Annotated in this window: 19 protein-coding genes; 8 read left to right on the top strand and 11 right to left on the bottom strand. The window is 66.0% G+C overall.

What is annotated here, in order from left to right; all coding sequences use genetic code 11:
• The first annotated feature begins 35 nt into the window (after positions 1-35).
• Both AC1RDJ_RS23175 and AC1RDJ_RS23170 read left to right on the top strand, forming a co-directional pair.
• Entirely contained in the window at positions 36-434 is a 399-nt protein-coding gene (locus AC1RDJ_RS23175) for an OsmC family protein (RefSeq protein ID WP_071323090.1), read from the top strand.
• Positions 431-1,348 carry a pirin family protein gene (locus AC1RDJ_RS23170; RefSeq protein WP_493028830.1) on the top strand — a complete coding sequence of 306 codons (918 nt, stop codon included), beginning with the start codon at positions 431-433 and terminating at the stop codon, positions 1,346-1,348. The genes AC1RDJ_RS23175 and AC1RDJ_RS23170 overlap by 4 nt, the downstream gene beginning before the upstream one ends.
• Before the next feature lie 6 nt (positions 1,349-1,354).
• On the opposite strand, the gene AC1RDJ_RS23165 is transcribed toward AC1RDJ_RS23170, so the two are convergent.
• From AC1RDJ_RS23165 to AC1RDJ_RS23140, 6 genes are all read right to left on the bottom strand, one after another.
• Complete coding sequence (locus AC1RDJ_RS23165; RefSeq protein WP_493028829.1) at positions 1,355-3,817, bottom strand: TonB-dependent siderophore receptor; 2,463 nt, start codon at positions 3,815-3,817, stop codon at positions 1,355-1,357.
• Positions 3,818-3,931: 114 nt separating this feature from the next.
• Positions 3,932-4,909: a FecR domain-containing protein gene (locus AC1RDJ_RS23160; protein ID WP_493028828.1), complete on the bottom strand. Its 978-nt coding sequence runs from the start codon at positions 4,907-4,909 to the stop codon at positions 3,932-3,934.
• A complete protein-coding gene (locus AC1RDJ_RS23155) occupies positions 4,909-5,418 on the bottom strand; it encodes a sigma-70 family RNA polymerase sigma factor (RefSeq protein WP_071323093.1) in 510 nt (169 codons plus the stop codon). The genes AC1RDJ_RS23160 and AC1RDJ_RS23155 overlap by 1 nt, the downstream gene beginning before the upstream one ends.
• A gap of 109 nt (positions 5,419-5,527) precedes the next feature.
• Positions 5,528-6,127 carry a metal-dependent hydrolase gene (locus AC1RDJ_RS23150; protein ID WP_071323094.1) on the bottom strand — a complete coding sequence of 200 codons (600 nt, stop codon included), beginning with the start codon at positions 6,125-6,127 and terminating at the stop codon, positions 5,528-5,530.
• A gap of 579 nt (positions 6,128-6,706) precedes the next feature.
• Positions 6,707-8,044, bottom strand: a complete 1,338-nt coding sequence (locus AC1RDJ_RS23145) for an FHA domain-containing protein (protein ID WP_493028827.1) — start codon at positions 8,042-8,044, stop codon at positions 6,707-6,709.
• Between the two features lie 436 nt (positions 8,045-8,480).
• On the bottom strand, positions 8,481-8,753 hold the full coding sequence (locus tag AC1RDJ_RS23140; protein WP_493028826.1) for a hypothetical protein: 273 nt from the start codon (positions 8,751-8,753) through the stop codon (positions 8,481-8,483).
• A gap of 46 nt (positions 8,754-8,799) precedes the next feature.
• Between AC1RDJ_RS23140 and AC1RDJ_RS23135 the strand changes: the two genes are divergently transcribed.
• Entirely contained in the window at positions 8,800-9,225 is a 426-nt protein-coding gene (locus AC1RDJ_RS23135) for a DUF2177 family protein (protein WP_289886069.1), read from the top strand.
• Here the strand turns inward: AC1RDJ_RS23135 and AC1RDJ_RS23130 are convergent.
• The 3 genes from AC1RDJ_RS23130 to AC1RDJ_RS23120 form a co-directional block, all read right to left on the bottom strand.
• Positions 9,222-10,151, bottom strand: a complete 930-nt coding sequence (locus tag AC1RDJ_RS23130; protein ID WP_493028825.1) for a PP2C family protein-serine/threonine phosphatase — start codon at positions 10,149-10,151, stop codon at positions 9,222-9,224. The two genes, AC1RDJ_RS23135 and AC1RDJ_RS23130, sit on opposite strands and share 4 nt — an antisense overlap.
• Positions 10,152-10,295: 144 nt before the next feature.
• Positions 10,296-10,694, bottom strand: a complete 399-nt coding sequence (locus AC1RDJ_RS23125) for a glycine zipper 2TM domain-containing protein (protein WP_442905903.1) — start codon at positions 10,692-10,694, stop codon at positions 10,296-10,298.
• 169 nt (positions 10,695-10,863) lie between these two features.
• On the bottom strand, positions 10,864-11,373 hold the full coding sequence (locus tag AC1RDJ_RS23120; protein WP_232251202.1) for a GNAT family N-acetyltransferase: 510 nt from the start codon (positions 11,371-11,373) through the stop codon (positions 10,864-10,866).
• Between the two features lie 221 nt (positions 11,374-11,594).
• Between AC1RDJ_RS23120 and AC1RDJ_RS23115 the strand changes: the two genes are divergently transcribed.
• Complete coding sequence (locus tag AC1RDJ_RS23115) at positions 11,595-13,043, top strand: M20/M25/M40 family metallo-hydrolase (protein WP_493028824.1); 1,449 nt, start codon at positions 11,595-11,597, stop codon at positions 13,041-13,043.
• Between the two features lie 98 nt (positions 13,044-13,141).
• Positions 13,142-13,375, top strand: a complete 234-nt coding sequence (locus AC1RDJ_RS23110; RefSeq protein WP_289886076.1) for a 3-hydroxyacyl-CoA dehydrogenase family protein — start codon at positions 13,142-13,144, stop codon at positions 13,373-13,375.
• 6 nt (positions 13,376-13,381) lie between these two features.
• Here AC1RDJ_RS23110 and AC1RDJ_RS23105 read toward each other — a convergent pair whose 3' ends face one another.
• The gene (locus AC1RDJ_RS23105; protein ID WP_493028823.1) at positions 13,382-14,239 is read right to left on the bottom strand and encodes an MBL fold metallo-hydrolase; all 858 of its coding nucleotides are present in this window, start codon (positions 14,237-14,239) and stop codon (positions 13,382-13,384) included.
• A gap of 176 nt (positions 14,240-14,415) precedes the next feature.
• Here AC1RDJ_RS23105 and AC1RDJ_RS23100 point away from each other — a divergent pair, with 176 nt between their 5' ends.
• Together AC1RDJ_RS23100 and AC1RDJ_RS23095 are read left to right on the top strand one after the other, a co-directional pair.
• Positions 14,416-14,652, top strand: a complete 237-nt coding sequence (locus AC1RDJ_RS23100) for a hypothetical protein (protein WP_071323102.1) — start codon at positions 14,416-14,418, stop codon at positions 14,650-14,652.
• 111 nt (positions 14,653-14,763) lie between these two features.
• On the top strand, positions 14,764-15,012 hold the full coding sequence (locus AC1RDJ_RS23095; protein WP_034751890.1) for a hypothetical protein: 249 nt from the start codon (positions 14,764-14,766) through the stop codon (positions 15,010-15,012).
• On the opposite strand, the gene AC1RDJ_RS23090 is transcribed toward AC1RDJ_RS23095, so the two are convergent.
• Entirely contained in the window at positions 15,009-15,311 is a 303-nt protein-coding gene (locus AC1RDJ_RS23090; protein ID WP_156894744.1) for a hypothetical protein, read from the bottom strand. The genes AC1RDJ_RS23095 and AC1RDJ_RS23090 overlap by 4 nt on opposite strands.
• A gap of 87 nt (positions 15,312-15,398) precedes the next feature.
• Between AC1RDJ_RS23090 and prpB the strand changes: the two genes are divergently transcribed.
• The gene (gene prpB, locus AC1RDJ_RS23085; RefSeq protein ID WP_070220951.1) at positions 15,399-16,286 is read left to right on the top strand and encodes a methylisocitrate lyase; all 888 of its coding nucleotides are present in this window, start codon (positions 15,399-15,401) and stop codon (positions 16,284-16,286) included.
• Positions 16,287-16,303 lie beyond the last annotated feature (17 nt).

Here is a 16,303-nt window from a genome sequence, read left to right as displayed (position 1 = left end):
TAAATTGTGGCTTTCCAAACGCACCAAGGAACGCCATGACCATCAAAGCCATCCGCGACCAGTCGCAACCCATGCGCCACATCGTGCACGTGCGCGACCACATCATTTCCGCCGACGCCTCCGTGGCCGAGGGCGGCGGCGATGCCGGCCCTTCGCCGCACGACCTGTATGACGCCGCCCTGTCGGCCTGCAAGGCGCTCACCGTCGTCTGGTACGCCAAACACAAGGGCATCCCCCTGGAACACGTGGAAGTGTCGACCGAGCGCGATGCCAGCGAGGAGCGCAAGGGCGTGTACCGCCTGGCCGCCACCTTGCACCTGACGGGCGACTTGAGCGCGGCGCAGCGCGAGGAATTGCTGGCCGCGGCCGGCAAATGCCCGCTGCACAAACTGATGACGGCAGTCACCACCGAAGTGACGACGGTGCTGGCATGAGCGCGGCCATCCTGAAAAGCCACGAAAAAGACCTGGGCGGCGGCTTCGTCGTGCGGCGCCTGCTGCCGTCCGCCGTGAAGCAGGCCGTCGGCCCCTTCATCTTTTTCGACCATTTCGGCCCCATCGACGTGGCGCCCGACGCCAACCACGACGTGCGTCCGCACCCGCATATCGGCCTGGCCACCGTCACCTACCTGTTCGAAGGGGCGATCGACCACCGCGACAGCATCGGCTCCTGCCAGCGCATCGAACCGGGCGCGATCAACTGGATGACGGCCGGGCGCGGCATCGTGCATTCGGAGCGCACGCCGCCCGACCTGGCGGGACAGCCGCACCGCACGCACGGCTTGCAGCTGTGGGCCGCGCTGCCGAAGGCGCACGAAGAGGACGAGCCGAGTTTCACGCACACGCCGCAGGCCGACATTCCCGTCGTGGCGCTCGACGGCGCCGTGGTGAAGGTATTGATCGGCACGGCGTTTGGCCAGACCTCGCCCGTGCGCACCTACATGCAGACGGTGTACCTGGACGTGGCGCTGGAGGCAGGCAAGGAACTGCGGCTGGACGGCTTGCCGGCGGAAGCGGCGCTCTACCCGATCAGCGGCGAAGTGCTGCTCGACGGCGTGGCGCTGCTGCCGCACACCATGGCCCTGCTGGAGGCGGGCGCCGTGCAAACGGGCGCCGTGCAAGCGGGCGCCGCGCCTGTCGTGACGGCAGGCAGCGGTCCGGTGCAGTTCGTCGTCATCGGCGGCGAGCCGCTGGATGGCCACCGCTTCCTGTTCTGGAATTTCGTTTCGTCCAGCAAGGAGCGGCTGTCGCAGGCGGCCGACGACTGGAGCGCCCAGCGCATGGGGCAGGTGCCGGGCGAGACGGAATTCATCCCGCTGCCGAAGGCGCCCCTGCGCCCGGCGACCTGACAGCGCCTAGAAACGCGCGCGCAAGGTCAGTTGCGCCTTGCGCGGTTCGCCGTAGAAATTGCCCCAGGCCGGCGCGCCCACCGTCTGGTAGTAGCGCTTGTCGAGCAGATTCGTGACGGACAGCGACGCCGTCCAGTTGCGGTCGATCTGGTAGGCGGCGCGCGCACTCCACAGCGCATAGGCGCCCTGCGCCACCGTGATGCCCTGCGTCACGCGCGAACTCTCCGTCTGGAAGTTCACGCCGCCGCCCACGCTCCACGCCTGCAGGGCGCCGGGCAGGCGGTAGTCGCTCCACGCGCGCAGCATGTGGCGCGGCGAGTAGGTGCTGGCGAACATCACGCCCGCGTTCGACGTCTGCTCCAGGTACTTGAAGTTGTTCAGGGTGTAGCCGGCGAACAGCTGCCAGCCGCGCGCCACTTCGCCGCTGATTTCCGCATCGAGTCCTTCGCTGCGCACCTTGCCCGTCGAGAAATAGCATTCCGTGCCGCTCGAGCAGGTATTGACCAGGTCGAGCTCCGCGCGGTTGCGCTGTTCGATGCGGAACAGGGCCAGCGAGGCATTCACCTTGCCGTCGAACAGTTCGCCCTTCACGCCCACTTCCAGGTTGCGCCCCTTCAGGGGGGCGAGCAGGGCGCCGTCGGCCGTGCGCTGGTTTTGCGGCTGGAAGATGTCGGAAATGCTGGCGTAGCCGGACCAGCGCGGATCGAAGGCGTAGATCACGCCGCCATACGGCGTGACGACGCCGTTTTCGCGGTACGGGTCGATGTACACCTCGCCCGTGTCGCGGTACACGCTGCTCGACTTGTAGTTCGACACGCGCGCGCCGGCCACCACGGTGAGCGGGTCGCTGACGCTGAAGCGGGCCACGCCATAGGCGCCCGTCTGCGTCATGCGGGTGACGCTGGGGTCGCCGCGGTAGCTGTTCTCGCGGAACCAGGCATCGCTCGGCTCGGCCACGCCGTGGTTCGGCTGCAGCGGGTTGTTCGGCTTTTGCAGCAGGGCCAGGCTGTAGTCGCTGTCGCTTTCCAGGCGGTTGGTGCTGATGCCGGCGCTGAAGCCGTGGCGGCGGCCGAAGGCGTTGAATTTGCCATCGAGCGACAGATCGACGCCCTTGTTGGTGGTGCCGTAGTCGAATACGCCGCCGTACATCATCATGCCGGCCAGCGTGGCAGGATTGATCGCACCCTGGCTGAACATGTATTTCACGTCATGCCGTTCGCGCGTGTAGTTGGCGCTGGCTTTCAGCGACCAGTCGGCGTCGATGCGGTGTTCGAATTCGGCAAAGACGGCCGTCTGGCTGCTGTCCCAGCGGTTCCAGTCGGCGCCGAGGAAGGTCGAGCGGGGCAGTTGCGGGTCGCTGCCATCGCGGTAGCGCGGCATGCCGGAGAAGAACGGCGTCGACTTCAGCCTTTCATGGCTGGCGCCCGTCGTCAGCTTGCTGCCCGGCGCCAGGTCGAATTCCAGCACGCCATACAGTACGTCGGTGCGGCTGTCGGCCACGTCGTAAAAATAATCGCGCTGGTCGTGCGCGGCCACGGCGCGGCCGCGGATGCTGCCCGACTCGTTGAGCGGGCCGCTAACGTCCACTTCACCGCGCACATCGTTCCAGCGGCCGGCGCCCAGCGCCAGCTGCACCTGTTTTTCCGCCAGCGGGCGCTTGCGCACCATGTTGATGGCGGCGCCGGGCGAGCCCGTACCCTGCAGCAGTCCGGTGGCGCCGCGCACGATTTCCACGCGGTCCAGCATGGCCGTGTTGCTGGTAAAACTGTTCGCCTGCGGGTAGTACATGGCGCGGTTGACGCCGTCGAACTGGTAAGTCTCGACCATGAAGCCGCGCGAATACACGTAGCGCCCGCCCATCGGGCTGTCGTACATGGTGATGCCGGTGGTGTTGGCCAGCACGGCGTCGATGGTGTTGAGGTTCTGGTCGTCCATCTTCTGGCGCGTGACGACGCTGACCGATTGCGGGATTTCGCGCAGGGTCTGCACGCCCTTGCCGACGGTGACGGCGCGCGCCGCGTAGGAGTTGCTGTGTTCACTGACTGGGTCGCGCTCCATGCTGGCGTTCACGACCACGGGGGCCATGACCTTGTCGCCCGTCGCTGGCGATGCGGCAGGCGCCGCCTGGCGCAGCACATACGCGCCGTTCGGCAGCTGCACGGCTTCCAGGCCGCTGCCGGCCAGCACCTGGGCAAAGCCCTGCGCCACGCCATGGCTGCCGCGCACGCCGGGCGAGCGCAAGCCCCGCGTCTGCGCCGGGTCGGTCGACAGGCTGACGCCGGCGGCCACGGCAAAATCGTTCAGGGCCGTGGCCAGCGGGCCGGCCGGCACGGCGTAGGCTTGCGCGGCAGCGGCGGCCTGGCCTTGCGCCAGCGCGGGCGCGGCGACAAAGGTGGCGCAAGCCATGGCGATGACGGCCAGGCGGATGGCGCGGGCGGCGGGAAGGAGGACGGGGGTGTTCGGCTGCATGCTCGGTCTTTCTGCTCAGAGGGATAGGAAAATGGCGAATGAATCGGCTACTTACCTGTGAAGCCGAAGTAGCACGCCGAAACACCAACCCCTGGCGCAAAAAAACGGAAAATATTATGCTGTCCTGGCCGAGACGGTGGCCCAGTAGCGCGTGAAGTACGTCACTTGCAGGCCGTGCGAGGCGCACAGGCCTTCCAGCACGGCGTCGATATCGTCGAGCCGGTAGGTGCCCGTCACGGGCCGCCGCGCCACGGCGGCGTCGCACGCGAGGCGCCCGCGCCGGTAGCGCGCCAGTTCCGACACCAGCTGCCGCAGCGGCCAGTCGGCGGCCACCAGCATGCCGCGCAGCCAGCTGTCCTGGTGCGCGGGCATGGCTTGCACGCCGTCCGCGCCCGCCGCCGTGAAGCGCAGCTGCTGGCCCGCGTCCAGGCGCTGCACGGCGTCGGGCCGCGCCGCGCAGCGCACCTCGACGGCGTGCTCGAAGACGCTGACGGTGCTGGCGCCATCGGCACCTTCGTCGCAGCGCACGCCGAAGCGCGTGCCCAGCGCGCGGATCACGCCGTGCGGCGTGTCGACCAGGAAGGGGCGCGGGTCGGGCGCCGTGGTGATCATGATCTCGCCATGGTGCAGGCGGATGCGGCGCTGCGTGGCGCTGTAATCGACGTCCAGCGCGCTATCCGTGTTTATCTCCATGCGGCCGCCGTCGGCCAAGGTCACCTGGCGGCGCTGGCCCGGCGCCGTGCGCAGGGACGCCGTCCACGCTTGCCAGGGTGCCGACTGCAGGCTCGCCTGGCCCAGCGCGATGCCGCCGCCGGCCGCCACCAGCATGGCCAGCACCTTGGTCGCCGCGCGCCGACGCTGCTGCGCCGCCTGCAGGGCGGGAATCGCCAGCGCTGGCGGTATCGTGCCCAGCTGGCCGCGCATGCGCTGCAGCAGGGTCCAGGCCCGTTCATGCTCGGCGCTGGCATCGCGCCATGCCTGCAGGGCGGCCGGGTCGGCGCTGCCGCATTGCTGTTCCACGTGCCAGTGGGCGGCGGCGGCCAGCACCTTGCGGGCAAGGGGCGCGGAAGGCGAGGTCGCGGGGCCGAACATCAGCAGGCCGCCAGCAGCAGGCATTCGGTGTAGGCGCGCACCAGGTGTTTCTTGACGGTCGGCAGGGACACGCCGAGGCGCTGGCTGATGTCCACGTAGCTCAATTCCTCGATTTGCGCCAGCAGGAAGATGGCGCGCGTGCGCGCACCGAGGCTGTCGAGCAGGCGGTCGATGGCCAGCAGGGTTTCGATGATGATGGCGTGCGTCTCGGCGCAAATCGTTGTCGGCTCGGCTTGCTGCGCCAGCGCTTCCAGGTAGGCTTGCTCCAGCGCGTGGCGCCGGTAGCGGTCGATCAGCAGGCCGCGCGCGATGGTGGCCAGGTAGCCGCGCGGTTCGCGCAGCGGTGCCGCGTCGCGCTTGCCCAGCAGACGCAAAAACGTGTCCTGCGCCAGGTCGGCCGCCTCGGCCCGGTTGCCCAGCTTGCCGCGCAGCCAGCCATACAGCCAGCCGTGGTGTTCGCTGTACAGGGTGCTCAGGTGGGCGGCATGGATGGGACTGACGGTGCTCACTGCGTTCTCCAGGCAATGGATGAGCTGGGCTGACGGAACGCGATGTACCGGCTGGCTGGGCTATTTGAGAATGATACTCATTATCACATTGCCATGCGGGCGGCGTCAATTACTGTGCGCCGCCCAGGCGCCAGCGCTCCTGCCACTGTTGCAGATCCGCCCAGGCTTGCTGCAGGGCCGTGGCGGACCAGTGCAGCAGGCTGTCCAGCGCCAGCAGGGTGCGCCGCAGGTGGATGCCGTCGAAAAACACGTGGTCGGCCACCACGGTGGCGGCCAGCCAGGCGGCGATGATGACGATGATGTCGTGGCGGCCGCTTTTCCACCAGCGCAGCGAGTGACGGCGGAAGATCCACGGCACGCCCAGCGGATTGGGCCAGTCGGCCAGCAGGTGCATGATGCCGCCGGCGGCAAAGCCGAACAGGGGCGGCGCCCACACATGGTGCGGCAGTTGCAGATATGTGTAGACGAGCAGGGCGATCCAGGCCAGGCCCCAGTGCGTCCACGTGCGGTGGGTGATCCATAGCCGGTGCGTGCGCGCCCACCAGGCCACTTCCAGCCAGTCTGGCGCCGTGCCGCCCAGCGCGCCCATGACAAAGGCGAGCATGCTCAGCACTTGATAGGGGCCGCCGGCGCCAGCGTGCGCGACCAGGGCCGCGGCGATCACGCCGGCGGCCCAACCGGTCGCATGATGCGCTTTGTTGGAAGCCATAGGAAAGGTAAAACGCCATGCTGGCGCTTTGTGAAATATAGGGGGTGTTAACTGGATGAATATACAGTATTAAAAGGCGTACTAGGGGCTATTTGCGGAAAAACTGTCAATAATTTGTTAAATAATGTGTCGCGATGGCGCCCAAGGCGAGCCCGGCAAGTCATGCCGGCCCATCAAGTGTATTGTGTGACTGATAATGTATTTGGCACGCGGCGCGCTATGCTGAAAGCAGCCGTCTGATTTGAGGAGGTGTCGCCATGAAAATCCCGCGCGAATTGCAGATTCCCGCCATCGTGTTTACGCTGGAAGCGGTGTTCATTCTGGGGCTGTCGATGATTTTTCTCGTGCTGGTGCCGCGCTAGCGCTTGAAGCAAGGCCATAACGGTGTGGCGCTGCCTTGCCGTACAGTTTGTAGTACCTGCGTCGGCGCGCCTTGCGCTGACCATTGTTCAGGCGCCAGCGATCAGGCAGCTGCGGGTAATCGTTGTGTCAGGTGGTTTGCATGGTGCTGCCGCCATGCCGCGTGGCGAGCGTCGCAGGCCGGCCATGCCCGCGCGCAGCAGGTTTGGTTCGGTGTTTCTACACGGTCAGCATGCCGCTATCGCACAGGGCGGCACCCTCGGTGCGGATGATCCAGCATTCCGGATACGGTTCGCTGGCAAAGCGGTTATGCCGGGCAAAACCGCTGAGCTTGTCGAGCGCCGTGGCGGGCGCCAGGGCGGTTTCCTTGCCGGTGGCGACGTCCAGGTGCCAGAAACCGCCGTTGCGGTGAAACAGCATGGGCAAGGCGGCCGCATTGGGTGCGGCGGCGTGGGCGGCCAGGCTGGGTTGGGCTTCCGGCAGCAGCAGGTAAAAACACTCTGCCCGCGCACCCTGGTCGATGCGGTGCAAAATGACGCCATGGCCGAAGATGGCCGTGACGCTGAGCACGACGATACCCTTGATGCTGGCGGTCAATTCGATGCGCATGCCCAGGCGCAGGGCGACGGGCTTGTGCTTGCCGGGCCAGACGCCATCGAGCAGCAGGCCGTAGCGCGACACGTCTTCGATTTCAAAGCCTTGCGGACCGCGCCGGATGACGGCGTGGCGGCCCGACAGGCGGCGCGTCAAGCCGTTGTTGTCCTGGCCGTCCGGGCTGAAGTGGCTGAGCAGCACGTCCGCTTCCGGGTCCACCAGTTCGAAGCGGCCCAGCATGCATTCCTCGAGCGCGAACAGGCGGATCTGGCGCTGCGCGCCCGCTTCCGGCGCCGCATTGACGAGGCAGGCGGCCTGGCTCGGATGCGGATGGCAATGGCTGGCGGCGGGCAGGTCGACCTCGATCAATTCCTCGTCCCAGGCGATGGTGGTAAAACCCATGTCGATCTTGCCCTGCGGCGCAGACAGGTCCACGTGGGCGATGCCGGCATTGCGCGCCGTGACATCGAGGTTGCAGCCATCGCCGCCCGTGACGCGGGCGATCGACGCGTCGTCGGCCATCACGCGCACGTTCTTGTGCGTGCTGAGGAAGATCTGGTGGATTTCCGTCAGGGTGGCATCGCGGCGCGGCACGAGGATGACGAACGTGCACACCCATTTCTGCGCCACGGCCCCGTCGACGTGGCTGTGCACTTCCACCTCGATCTGGTACTGGCCATGTTCCTTGTTGCGCGAGGAGAATTCGACAAACACGGGCCGCCAGTCGCCGCGCGTCGTGCGCACGAAATCATGCTGGACGGCGCCGCGCGGTATCAGGTCCGAGCGCAGGCGCAAGGTCAGCTGCGGCGCGCAGGCGGCCGCCATGCCGCGCAATTCCATTTTTAACGTTTGCCGTCCGCCTGCCGCGCGCGGATCGAAGCCGCTGATGTGCAGGTGGGCATGGACGGGCTGGTAGGCGGGGCGGGCCGCGGTGCCCGGGGCGGCAGGCGGGGCCGCCGGCATGGCAGCGGACACCGCCAGGGGCGCGTGGGCGGGCAGTGCCGGCGCGCTGGCTGCCGGCGCATTGCCAGTAGCCGGGGCAGGCGGGGCGTCATGGGGGCGGGCAGCGGTAGCGGCCGGGACGTCATGCGGCGCAACATGCGCGCCAACGCCAACGCCAACGCCAGTAAGCGGTCCGATATGCTGTGCAGTAACAGCGTCAGCAGCAGGGGCGTGCGGAAGCTCCGTTGCCGATGGCTCGGAACGGGCGCTGCGCAGTGCGGTCAACAGGTCGTAGCTGCTGGGAGCAATCGTCGCTTGCCGGTGGTTGGCGGCGCAGACGTCTTCCCCAGGCAAGACCCAGAACGTACAGTGCGGGTGCTCCGGGTTGCTGCATTTTTTCATGACATTCTGACTCGAATCGAGCGGGGGCATTCTGCCCTCTGTTATACATGAGAGCTTACGCGCTTTTGCGCCCGCTTGGCAACCTTCGCGGCGAGCCGATGCACTCTTTTTGCAGGTTTTCATGTCGCTGGTCACATCTTGCCATGAATGCCATGGAAACTATTGCATAAAAGAATATTTTATAATCTTTTGAATATGTCATTTTGATATGTTCATTCGAGCGCGGCGTTTGCTGGCGCCGATTGTCCGCATCCAGTGATGTCGTCGCTTGCGTCGCTGCTTCTCTCCGGCGCGCTGTGTGCTGCAAGGCACGCAGGACCTGCGGCATTTGCTATATGCTCGATTCTGCCACCCACTTTATCCCGGAGAAACCCATGCCTGCCTTGCGCCCGCTCCAGCTTGCCACCGCCTATGGCGCCGCCCTGGCGGTCTTTCTCGCCATCGATGCCCTGTGGCTGACCGTGCTGATGGGGCAGGTGTATGCGCAGGCGCTGGGCCCCTTGCTGGCCGGGCGGCCCAGGCTGGGGCCGGCGGCCCTGTTTTACCTCTTGTATATGGTGGGCCTGCTGGTATTCGCCATCGTGCCAGGATTACGCAAGGGCAACTGGCGCGCGGCGGCGGCCCTGGGTGCCTTGCTGGGACTGGTTGCCTATGGCACGTATGACTTGAGCAATTATTCGACCTTGCAAGACTGGCCGCTGGCCCTGACGGCGATCGACATGGCCTGGGGCACCGTGCTATCGGGCCTGGCCGCCGTGGCTGGCTATCTGGCAGCGCGCAAGGCGCCCGCCAAAAGCTAGCTATGGAAGCGCAGCACCAGCATGGTGATATTGTCGCTGTGCAAGCCCTGTGGCGGGTGGGCGAGGAAGTCGTCGAATACGGCCGTGACGGCTTGTGCCGCTGTCTTGCCTGCGCACAGGTCCGGCCAGCGGGCCATTGCCGCAAGCGGATGGTCGCAGGCCCAGAAGCCGTCGCTGGCCAGCACATAGTAGGCGCCGGCTTGCACTTCCAGTACGCGGCGGTCGCCCAGGTGGGCCAGGAAGGACGGCAAATTACCGTTGTCGAGCGCCAGCAGCGGTTTGTCGAGCTGGAGGGTGTCGCCCATGGCGTTGCCGAGAATAAACGCCTGCGAGATTTGCGGATGATGCTCGCCATGCACGCTGGCGCGCCAGCGCGCCTCGTCCAGTCCGCCGCGCATGGCATAGGCGGTAGCCGGCACATGGTCGACGGTAAGGATGGCGGCCATGCCGTCGCGCAATTCATACAGACGCGTATCGCCCACGTGGTACAGCAGCGGCGCTCGGCCGGGCGGTATTTCCAGCAGGGTCAAGGTGGTGCCGGGCGCGCGCGCCTGTGCCGGTGCGGCGTCGGCGAAGCCCGCTTGCAGGCGTGCATGCAATTGATCGAGGTGACACGCCAGGCTGGCCGTATCGTGGCAGGCGGGAATGGATAGCAAGCCCTGCACGGCTGCTTCGGCCGCTTCGCGTCCATGGCCGTGGCCGCCCATGCCGTCGAGCACGGCGGCGCGCACGTGGCCGGCGGGCCAGCCCGGCACCTGGCAGTGCACAGGCGCTTGCTGCGACAGGCACACGGCATGGCCGCTGGCGTCGATCAGCAGGAAATTGTCCTGGTTTTCGTGCCGTGGCAGGGCGCCGGCGCCCACGCTGCTGCCAGCGGCGGCGTCCAGCCAGGGGCCGAAATCGAGCGCGTCTTTGATTAAATGCATCGTTTGCTGCGGTCCGGGCGGCCATCAATGTTGATCATGGGATAGAGCTTAGCCGATATTGCTTGCAGACGATACCTTGCTTATCCATCAAAAAAACCTGCGGCAGCAGGCTGGCGCAGGTTTCTTGATGGCACGGGGAGGTGCTTAACGGCGATGGCCCCAGCCGTGACCGTGGCCGTGGCCCCGGTCATAGTAGTCGCGGCGGCCATGGTCGCGGTAGTAGCCGCGGCCCGGTTGCACGTAGACGACGGCTGGCGGGCCATAGTAGCGCGGAGGCGGCGCGTAATACACGGGCTGCGGCGCAGGCTGGTAGTAGACGGGCTGCGGCGCTGGCTGGTAATACGTTTCACGGTAGCCGCCGCGATAGCCGCCACGGTCGTAATAGCGGTCATTCGTGCTGATGCTGTTGCCGACGGCCGCGCCCAGCACGCCACCGACGATCGCGCCGTTCCGGCCGCCAGTGCTGTTGCCAATGGCCGCTCCGACGACGGCGCCTGCAACGGTATTGAAGTCGCGGTCGCCGGCGACTGCGGCCGAAGACACAGCCACTGCCGCTACCATTACCGCACCCAGGAGTTTCTTGTTCAACATGGCATTTCCTTCCATTCCGGCGAGATCACAATGATCTGCATGAACTGGACTATATCCGCTGCCCCCCGCTTGTTCCACGTCTAATACAACTTATTACAATCAGGGCGCGGCGGTAACAGTTTTAGCCGAACACGACAGGCGCATGCGCTTGCCATTCCGGGCGCAGCAGGCTATACATTTTCACGTCGCGCATGACGCCATTGATGAAAAAGGCCTGGCGCTTCACGCCTTCCTCGGTAAAGCCGCACCTTTGCGCGATGCGCTCGGACGCCGTGTTCTGCGGGTCCATCAGCAATTCCAGGCGGTGGTAGGGATAGGCATTGAACAGGTAGTCGACCATCAGGCGCGTCGCCTCGCCGCCGTAGCCGCGCCCGCCCCACTTGGGATCGAACAGGCGGTAGCCGATTTCGCGGCAGGCCGGCGTGCGGCTCTTGAAGTGCGTGATCGAACCGATGATGTGCTGGTGATGGTCTTCAATCAGGAACAGTTCGCTATCCTCCGTGACCAGGCCCGTCAGCATGAATTCGCGGCGGATCGCTTCGGGCGACTTGAATTGCATGGAAAAGAACTCGCTGCGCGCGGGCAGGTCGTTGATCAGTGCGATATAGGCGTTGAGGTCGGCGGCGGTCAAGTGCCGTACGGTACAAAGGGTTCCCTTGAGCATGGCGGTATCCGGTGGCGATCACGATCTGCATGGTAATCCAGTCTGGCGGCCACAGGCAATCGCTCGCGGCAAAAGTTGCTGCATTGACAGAAAAAATACGCTATCGTGCACAACTTCGCCATGCCCGATGCCGCTGCTGATGGCCATGGCGGGACCGCTCTTTCTTCATCGACTGGAACAGGAATCCTATGACTACCGTATCGCCCCGCGCGCCATTGCGCCGCTCCGCCTTGTTCATCGCCCTCGGCTGCGCCGTCAGCGCCGGCGCCCTTGCCGCCGCGCCGGGCAATGCGCCGCAGGCACTGGCGCAGGTGCGCGACACGGCCCTGCACAGCGACTGGGCCTATGCGCGCCTGGCCGACATGACGGACTTGATCGGCTCGCGCCTGTCCGGCTCGGCCGGCGCCGCCGCCGCCGTGCAGCAGGTGGCCGAGGCCATGCGCCAGCTGGGCGCCAAGGTCACCCTGCAGCCGGTGAAGGTGCCGCACTGGGTGCGCGGCGTGGAAACGGCGGAAATCGTCGACTATGCGGGCCGTCCGCAGGGCGTCAGCCAGCGCGTCGTGCTGACGGCGCTGGGCGGTTCGGGCGCCACCCCGGCCGCCGGCCTGACGGCGCCCGTGGTCATCGTCAAGAGCCTCGAGGAACTCAAGGCGCGCGCGGCGGAAGTGAAGGGCGCCATCGTGCTGATCGACACGCCATTCGACCAGGAGATGGCCGAGCGCGGCCTGGCCGGCGTCACCTATGGCCAGGGTTCGCGCGCGCGCTTCCTCGGCCCGAAGGCGGCGGCCGAGCTGGGCGCGGCGGCCGCGCTGGTGCGCTCGGTCGGCGGCGCCGATTTCCGCATCCCGCACGCGGGCGCCACGGGCCTGGATGACAACAAGCGCATTCCCGCCGCCGCCGTCACGGTGGAAGATGCCTTGCTGATGGGCCGTCTGGCCGCGCGCGGCCCCCTCAAAATGCGCCTGACCCTGACGCCGCAAAACCTGCCGGAAGCCGACAGCTACAACGTGATCGCCGACTGGCCGGGCACGGACAAGGCCGACGAAGTGGTGGTGGTCTCGGGCCACCTCGATTCCTGGGATCTGGCGACGGGCGCGCATGACGACGGCGCCGGCGTCGTGGCGGCCATGGGCGTGGTGGAAACGCTGAAAAAACTCGACTACCGTCCGCGCCGCACGATCCGCGTGATCGCCTGGATGAACGAGGAAAATGGCGGCCGTGGCGGCCAGGCCTATTTCGAGGCCAACAAGCAGGCGCTGGGCAAGCAATATGCGGCCATCGAGATGGACAGCGGCGCCGGGCGTCCGTTCGGCATCCTGGCCAGCGTGGGGCCGAAGGCGGAAAAACTGTTCGCGCCCCTGCGCGCGGCCCTGCAGCCGATCGGTGCGCACGCGTTCACGCGCCGCGACGCGCTGGGCACGGGCGACTTGCACCGGCTGGAAACGGGCGGCGTGCCCAGCTTCGAGCCGCTGGTCGACAGCCACAGTTACTTCCATTATCACCACACGCCGGCCGACACGCTGGACAAGGTCGACCCGGAGAACCTGAAGCGTAACGTGGCGCTGATGTCGTCGCTGGCCTGGTTCCTGGCGAATATCGACGGCGAGATCGGCCGCGCGCCCGAGCAGGGCGAATAAGGTCTGTCGCGTCGTTCCCGCGCGCGCCGCGCCGCCTTGCCGGCGCGGCCCCTTGCCGGCATGCGCCCATGCCGGCGCCGTCAACGCATGGAGAGTTCATGATGCAGCCATCTTCCGCCATCGGGCAGGCGCGCGACGCCATCCGCAGCTATCTGCAACGGTATCCGCACGGCGCCGACACGCTGGAAGGCGTGGCGCAGTGGTGGCTGGGCGGGGCTGTCGCGCCGGAAACCGTCGCGGCCGCGCTGGAACAGCTGCGCGCCGCGGGCGAGCTGGAAGAGATCAGGGCTGGCCAGCGCCAGGTGTGGCGCCGCCGTCGCCCGGCGGCATAGCGGCCTTCAGATCGCGTTCAGCGGTATCTTCAGGTAGCGCACGCCGTTTTCTTCCGGTTCGGGCAGTTTGCCCGCATTGATGTTGACCTGGATCGCGGGCAGGATCAGGGTCGGCATGTCGAGGGTGGCGTCGCGGCCCGTGCGCATGGCCACGAACTGCTCTTCCGTGATGCCGTCGCGCAAATGGATGTTACCGGCGCGCTGTTCGGCCACCGTCACTTCCCAGCGCGGCCCGCGGCCGCTGGGCGGGTAATCGTGGCACATGAACAGCCGCGTTTGCGGCGGCAGCGACAGCAGGCGCTGCGCCGAGCGGTACAGCAGCGCGGCCGAGCCGCCGGGAAAATCGCAGCGGGCCGAACCGACGTCCGGCATGAACAGGGTGTCGCCGACGAAGACGGCGTCGCCGATCTGGTAAGCGAGGTCGGCCGGCGTGTGGCCGGGCACGTGCAGCGCGCGCACTTCCAGCTTGCCGATATAAAACACCTGGTCGGGCGCGAACAGCCGGTCGAACTGCGAGCCGTCGGCCCTGGCCGCATGCTGGTGGTAGACCTCGGCAAACGCCTGCTGCACCGTCCGGATGGCGGCGCCGATGGCCACTTCGCCGCCCAGTTGCTGCTGCAGGTAGGGCGCGGCCGACAGGTGGTCGGCATGCGCATGGGTTTCCAGCAGCCAGCGGCACCGCAAGCCGTGCTCGCGCACGAAGGCGATCACCTTGTCGGCCGAGGTGGTGGCCGTGCGGCCCGCCTTGGGGTCGTAGTCGAGCACGGAATCGATGATGGCGCATTCCTCGCCGTCTCCCTCGTAGACGACATAGGTGACGGTGGCGGTGGCGGGGTCGAAGAAGGCTTGGATTTGTGGAGTCATCACGGCGGCTAGGTCGGGCAGGGAATGGCATTATATCGCCAGAGTTCGCTAAAAAAATGCTGCAAATTCACATTTAACATGCGAAAAACAGATAAGCGGCAGGGCTTGCGCGCCACACAGCCGTGCGCACCCTGCGCCTTGCTGCGTGGTAACCTCATTCTTACAAGGAGGAATTCATGAACGATACCACTGCACGCAGCGAACAGTACCGCGGTTTTACGATTTCGGTGACCCCGCAAAAGGACAATGACGATTTATGGGATTTTACCTACCGCCTGCAGCGCGACGGCGAGCCTGAAGCGCAAGGCATCACGCGCAGCCGCACCCTGGGCGGCTACCTGGCGCCCGAAACGGCGTGCACGGCCGGCCTGGAAGTGGCCAAGACGGAAGTGGATAATCTGCTGCGTCCTTGAGCCAGCGTAAATCGTTTAGCCTGATTGCCTGCGGGCGCATGAAACACGTCGCCTGCGGCCGCGCTTCATGCTACGATTTCCCGTATTCAGTCAGTTCATATGGAGGCACCCATGAATAGCAGTTCTAAAATTCACTATAAAGGCTGGGAAATCGTTCCCTTGGCCGTGCCTACCACCGACGGCAAATGGTCGGCCAGCTGCGACATCGAACGCGCCACCGCGGAAGGTCTGGAAGTGTTCGAAGGCTCGACCATGCAATTCGTGCGCGACGACGAGGAGGGCGCCATCGCCGCCGCCTGCGAAGAAGCCGTGCGCCAGATCGACAACATCATCGCCAATCCGCTGGTGCGGCTGGCCTAGTTTGCCGTTTCATCCGTAGTCTCAGCAGTAATTCTCAGCCGGCGTCCGCCGGCTGTTTTTCTTCCATGCCATTCCCGTTTCCCATCCTGTTCCGCAGCGCCTGCAGCGTCGCCCTGTTGCGCATTGCTGTTGCGTGTTTCAACCGGGTGTTTCAAAATGCAATGAATGAAACATAGTGAAACGCCAGGCACACGAAACGTGACATCGCCGTTTCCCTGCGTGACGGCCGGAGCGCGCTGGAAAGCGGCCGCCTTGCCCGTGTTGTCACTCTGGCGCGTGGCATAGTCATCGTGCCGCATGGTGCTGGCACGGCATTTGCAATACTGATGCGCATAGCAAGTCCATGAAACATTCGGGCTGACCCGAACTCCCCATAAGGTGCATACATGACTCAATACTCCGCAGGTGCCGCATTCCGCAAGGCCGTCCAGGAAGAATCCCCGTTGCAGGTGGTCGGCGCCATCAACGCCAACCACGCGCTGCTGGCCAAGCGCGCCGGCTACAAGGCCATCTACCTGTCCGGCGGTGGCGTCGCGGCCGGCTCGCTGGGCTTGCCCGACCTGGGCATCTCCAGCCTGGACGACGTGCTGACCGACATCCGCCGCATCACCGACGTGTGCGACCTGCCGCTGCTGGTCGATGCCGACACGGGCTTCGGCGCATCCGCCTTCAACGTGGCGCGCACGGTGAAATCGATGATCAAGTTCGGCGCGGCCGGCCTGCATATCGAAGACCAGGTGGGCGCCAAGCGCTGCGGCCACCGCCCTGGCAAGGAAATCGTCAGCAAGGAAGAGATGGTCGACCGCATCAAGGCGGCCGTCGATGCGCGCACGGACCCGAACTTCGTCATCATGGCGCGCACCGATGCGCTGGCCGTCGATGGCCTGGAAGCGGCGCTCGAGCGCGCCGTCGCCTGCGTCGAGGCGGGCGCCGACATGATTTTCCCGGAAGCGATCACGGACCTGGACATGTACGCCACGTTCGCCAAGGCCGTCAACGTGCCTATCCTGGCCAACATCACGGAATTCGGCTCCACGCCGCTGTTCACGCTGGACGAACTGCGCAGCGCCCACGTGGGCCTGGCGCTGTACCCGCTGTCGGCGTTCCGCGCCATGAACAAGGCGGCGGAAAACGTCTACCAGGCGCTGCGCCGCGACGGCACGCAAAAGAATGTCGTCGACACCATGCAGACGCGCATGGAGCTGTATGAATCGATCAATTACCACGATTTCGAGCAAAAGCTCGATGCGCTGTTCGCCGCGCAAAAGAAATAAACAGAGAAGCAGGGGCC

The organism is Janthinobacterium sp. GW822-FHT07H10, from assembly GCF_058798675.1.
Note: the sequence above shows the minus strand (reverse complement) of the source record. Positions and strands in the feature narration are given on the sequence as shown.

Coding starts and splice junctions, on each gene's coding strand:
- AC1RDJ_RS23175 (WP_071323090.1), top strand. CDS start 36: ATGACCATCAAAGCCATCCGCGACCAGTCGCAACCCATGCGCCACATC.
- AC1RDJ_RS23170 (WP_493028830.1), top strand. CDS start 431: ATGAGCGCGGCCATCCTGAAAAGCCACGAAAAAGACCTGGGCGGCGGC.
- AC1RDJ_RS23165 (WP_493028829.1), bottom strand. CDS start 3,817: ATGCAGCCGAACACCCCCGTCCTCCTTCCCGCCGCCCGCGCCATCCGC.
- AC1RDJ_RS23160 (WP_493028828.1), bottom strand. CDS start 4,909: ATGTTCGGCCCCGCGACCTCGCCTTCCGCGCCCCTTGCCCGCAAGGTG.
- AC1RDJ_RS23150 (WP_071323094.1), bottom strand. CDS start 6,127: ATGGCTTCCAACAAAGCGCATCATGCGACCGGTTGGGCCGCCGGCGTG.
- AC1RDJ_RS23145 (WP_493028827.1), bottom strand. CDS start 8,044: ATGCCGGCGGCCCCGCCTGCCGCCCCGGGCACCGCGGCCCGCCCCGCC.
- AC1RDJ_RS23140 (WP_493028826.1), bottom strand. CDS start 8,753: ATGCCGCAGGTCCTGCGTGCCTTGCAGCACACAGCGCGCCGGAGAGAA.
- AC1RDJ_RS23135 (WP_289886069.1), top strand. CDS start 8,800: ATGCCTGCCTTGCGCCCGCTCCAGCTTGCCACCGCCTATGGCGCCGCC.
- AC1RDJ_RS23130 (WP_493028825.1), bottom strand. CDS start 10,151: ATGCATTTAATCAAAGACGCGCTCGATTTCGGCCCCTGGCTGGACGCC.
- AC1RDJ_RS23115 (WP_493028824.1), top strand. CDS start 11,595: ATGACTACCGTATCGCCCCGCGCGCCATTGCGCCGCTCCGCCTTGTTC.
- AC1RDJ_RS23110 (WP_289886076.1), top strand. CDS start 13,142: ATGATGCAGCCATCTTCCGCCATCGGGCAGGCGCGCGACGCCATCCGC.
- AC1RDJ_RS23105 (WP_493028823.1), bottom strand. CDS start 14,239: ATGACTCCACAAATCCAAGCCTTCTTCGACCCCGCCACCGCCACCGTC.
- AC1RDJ_RS23100 (WP_071323102.1), top strand. CDS start 14,416: ATGAACGATACCACTGCACGCAGCGAACAGTACCGCGGTTTTACGATT.
- AC1RDJ_RS23095 (WP_034751890.1), top strand. CDS start 14,764: ATGAATAGCAGTTCTAAAATTCACTATAAAGGCTGGGAAATCGTTCCC.
- AC1RDJ_RS23090 (WP_156894744.1), bottom strand. CDS start 15,311: ATGCGGCACGATGACTATGCCACGCGCCAGAGTGACAACACGGGCAAG.
- prpB (WP_070220951.1), top strand. CDS start 15,399: ATGACTCAATACTCCGCAGGTGCCGCATTCCGCAAGGCCGTCCAGGAA.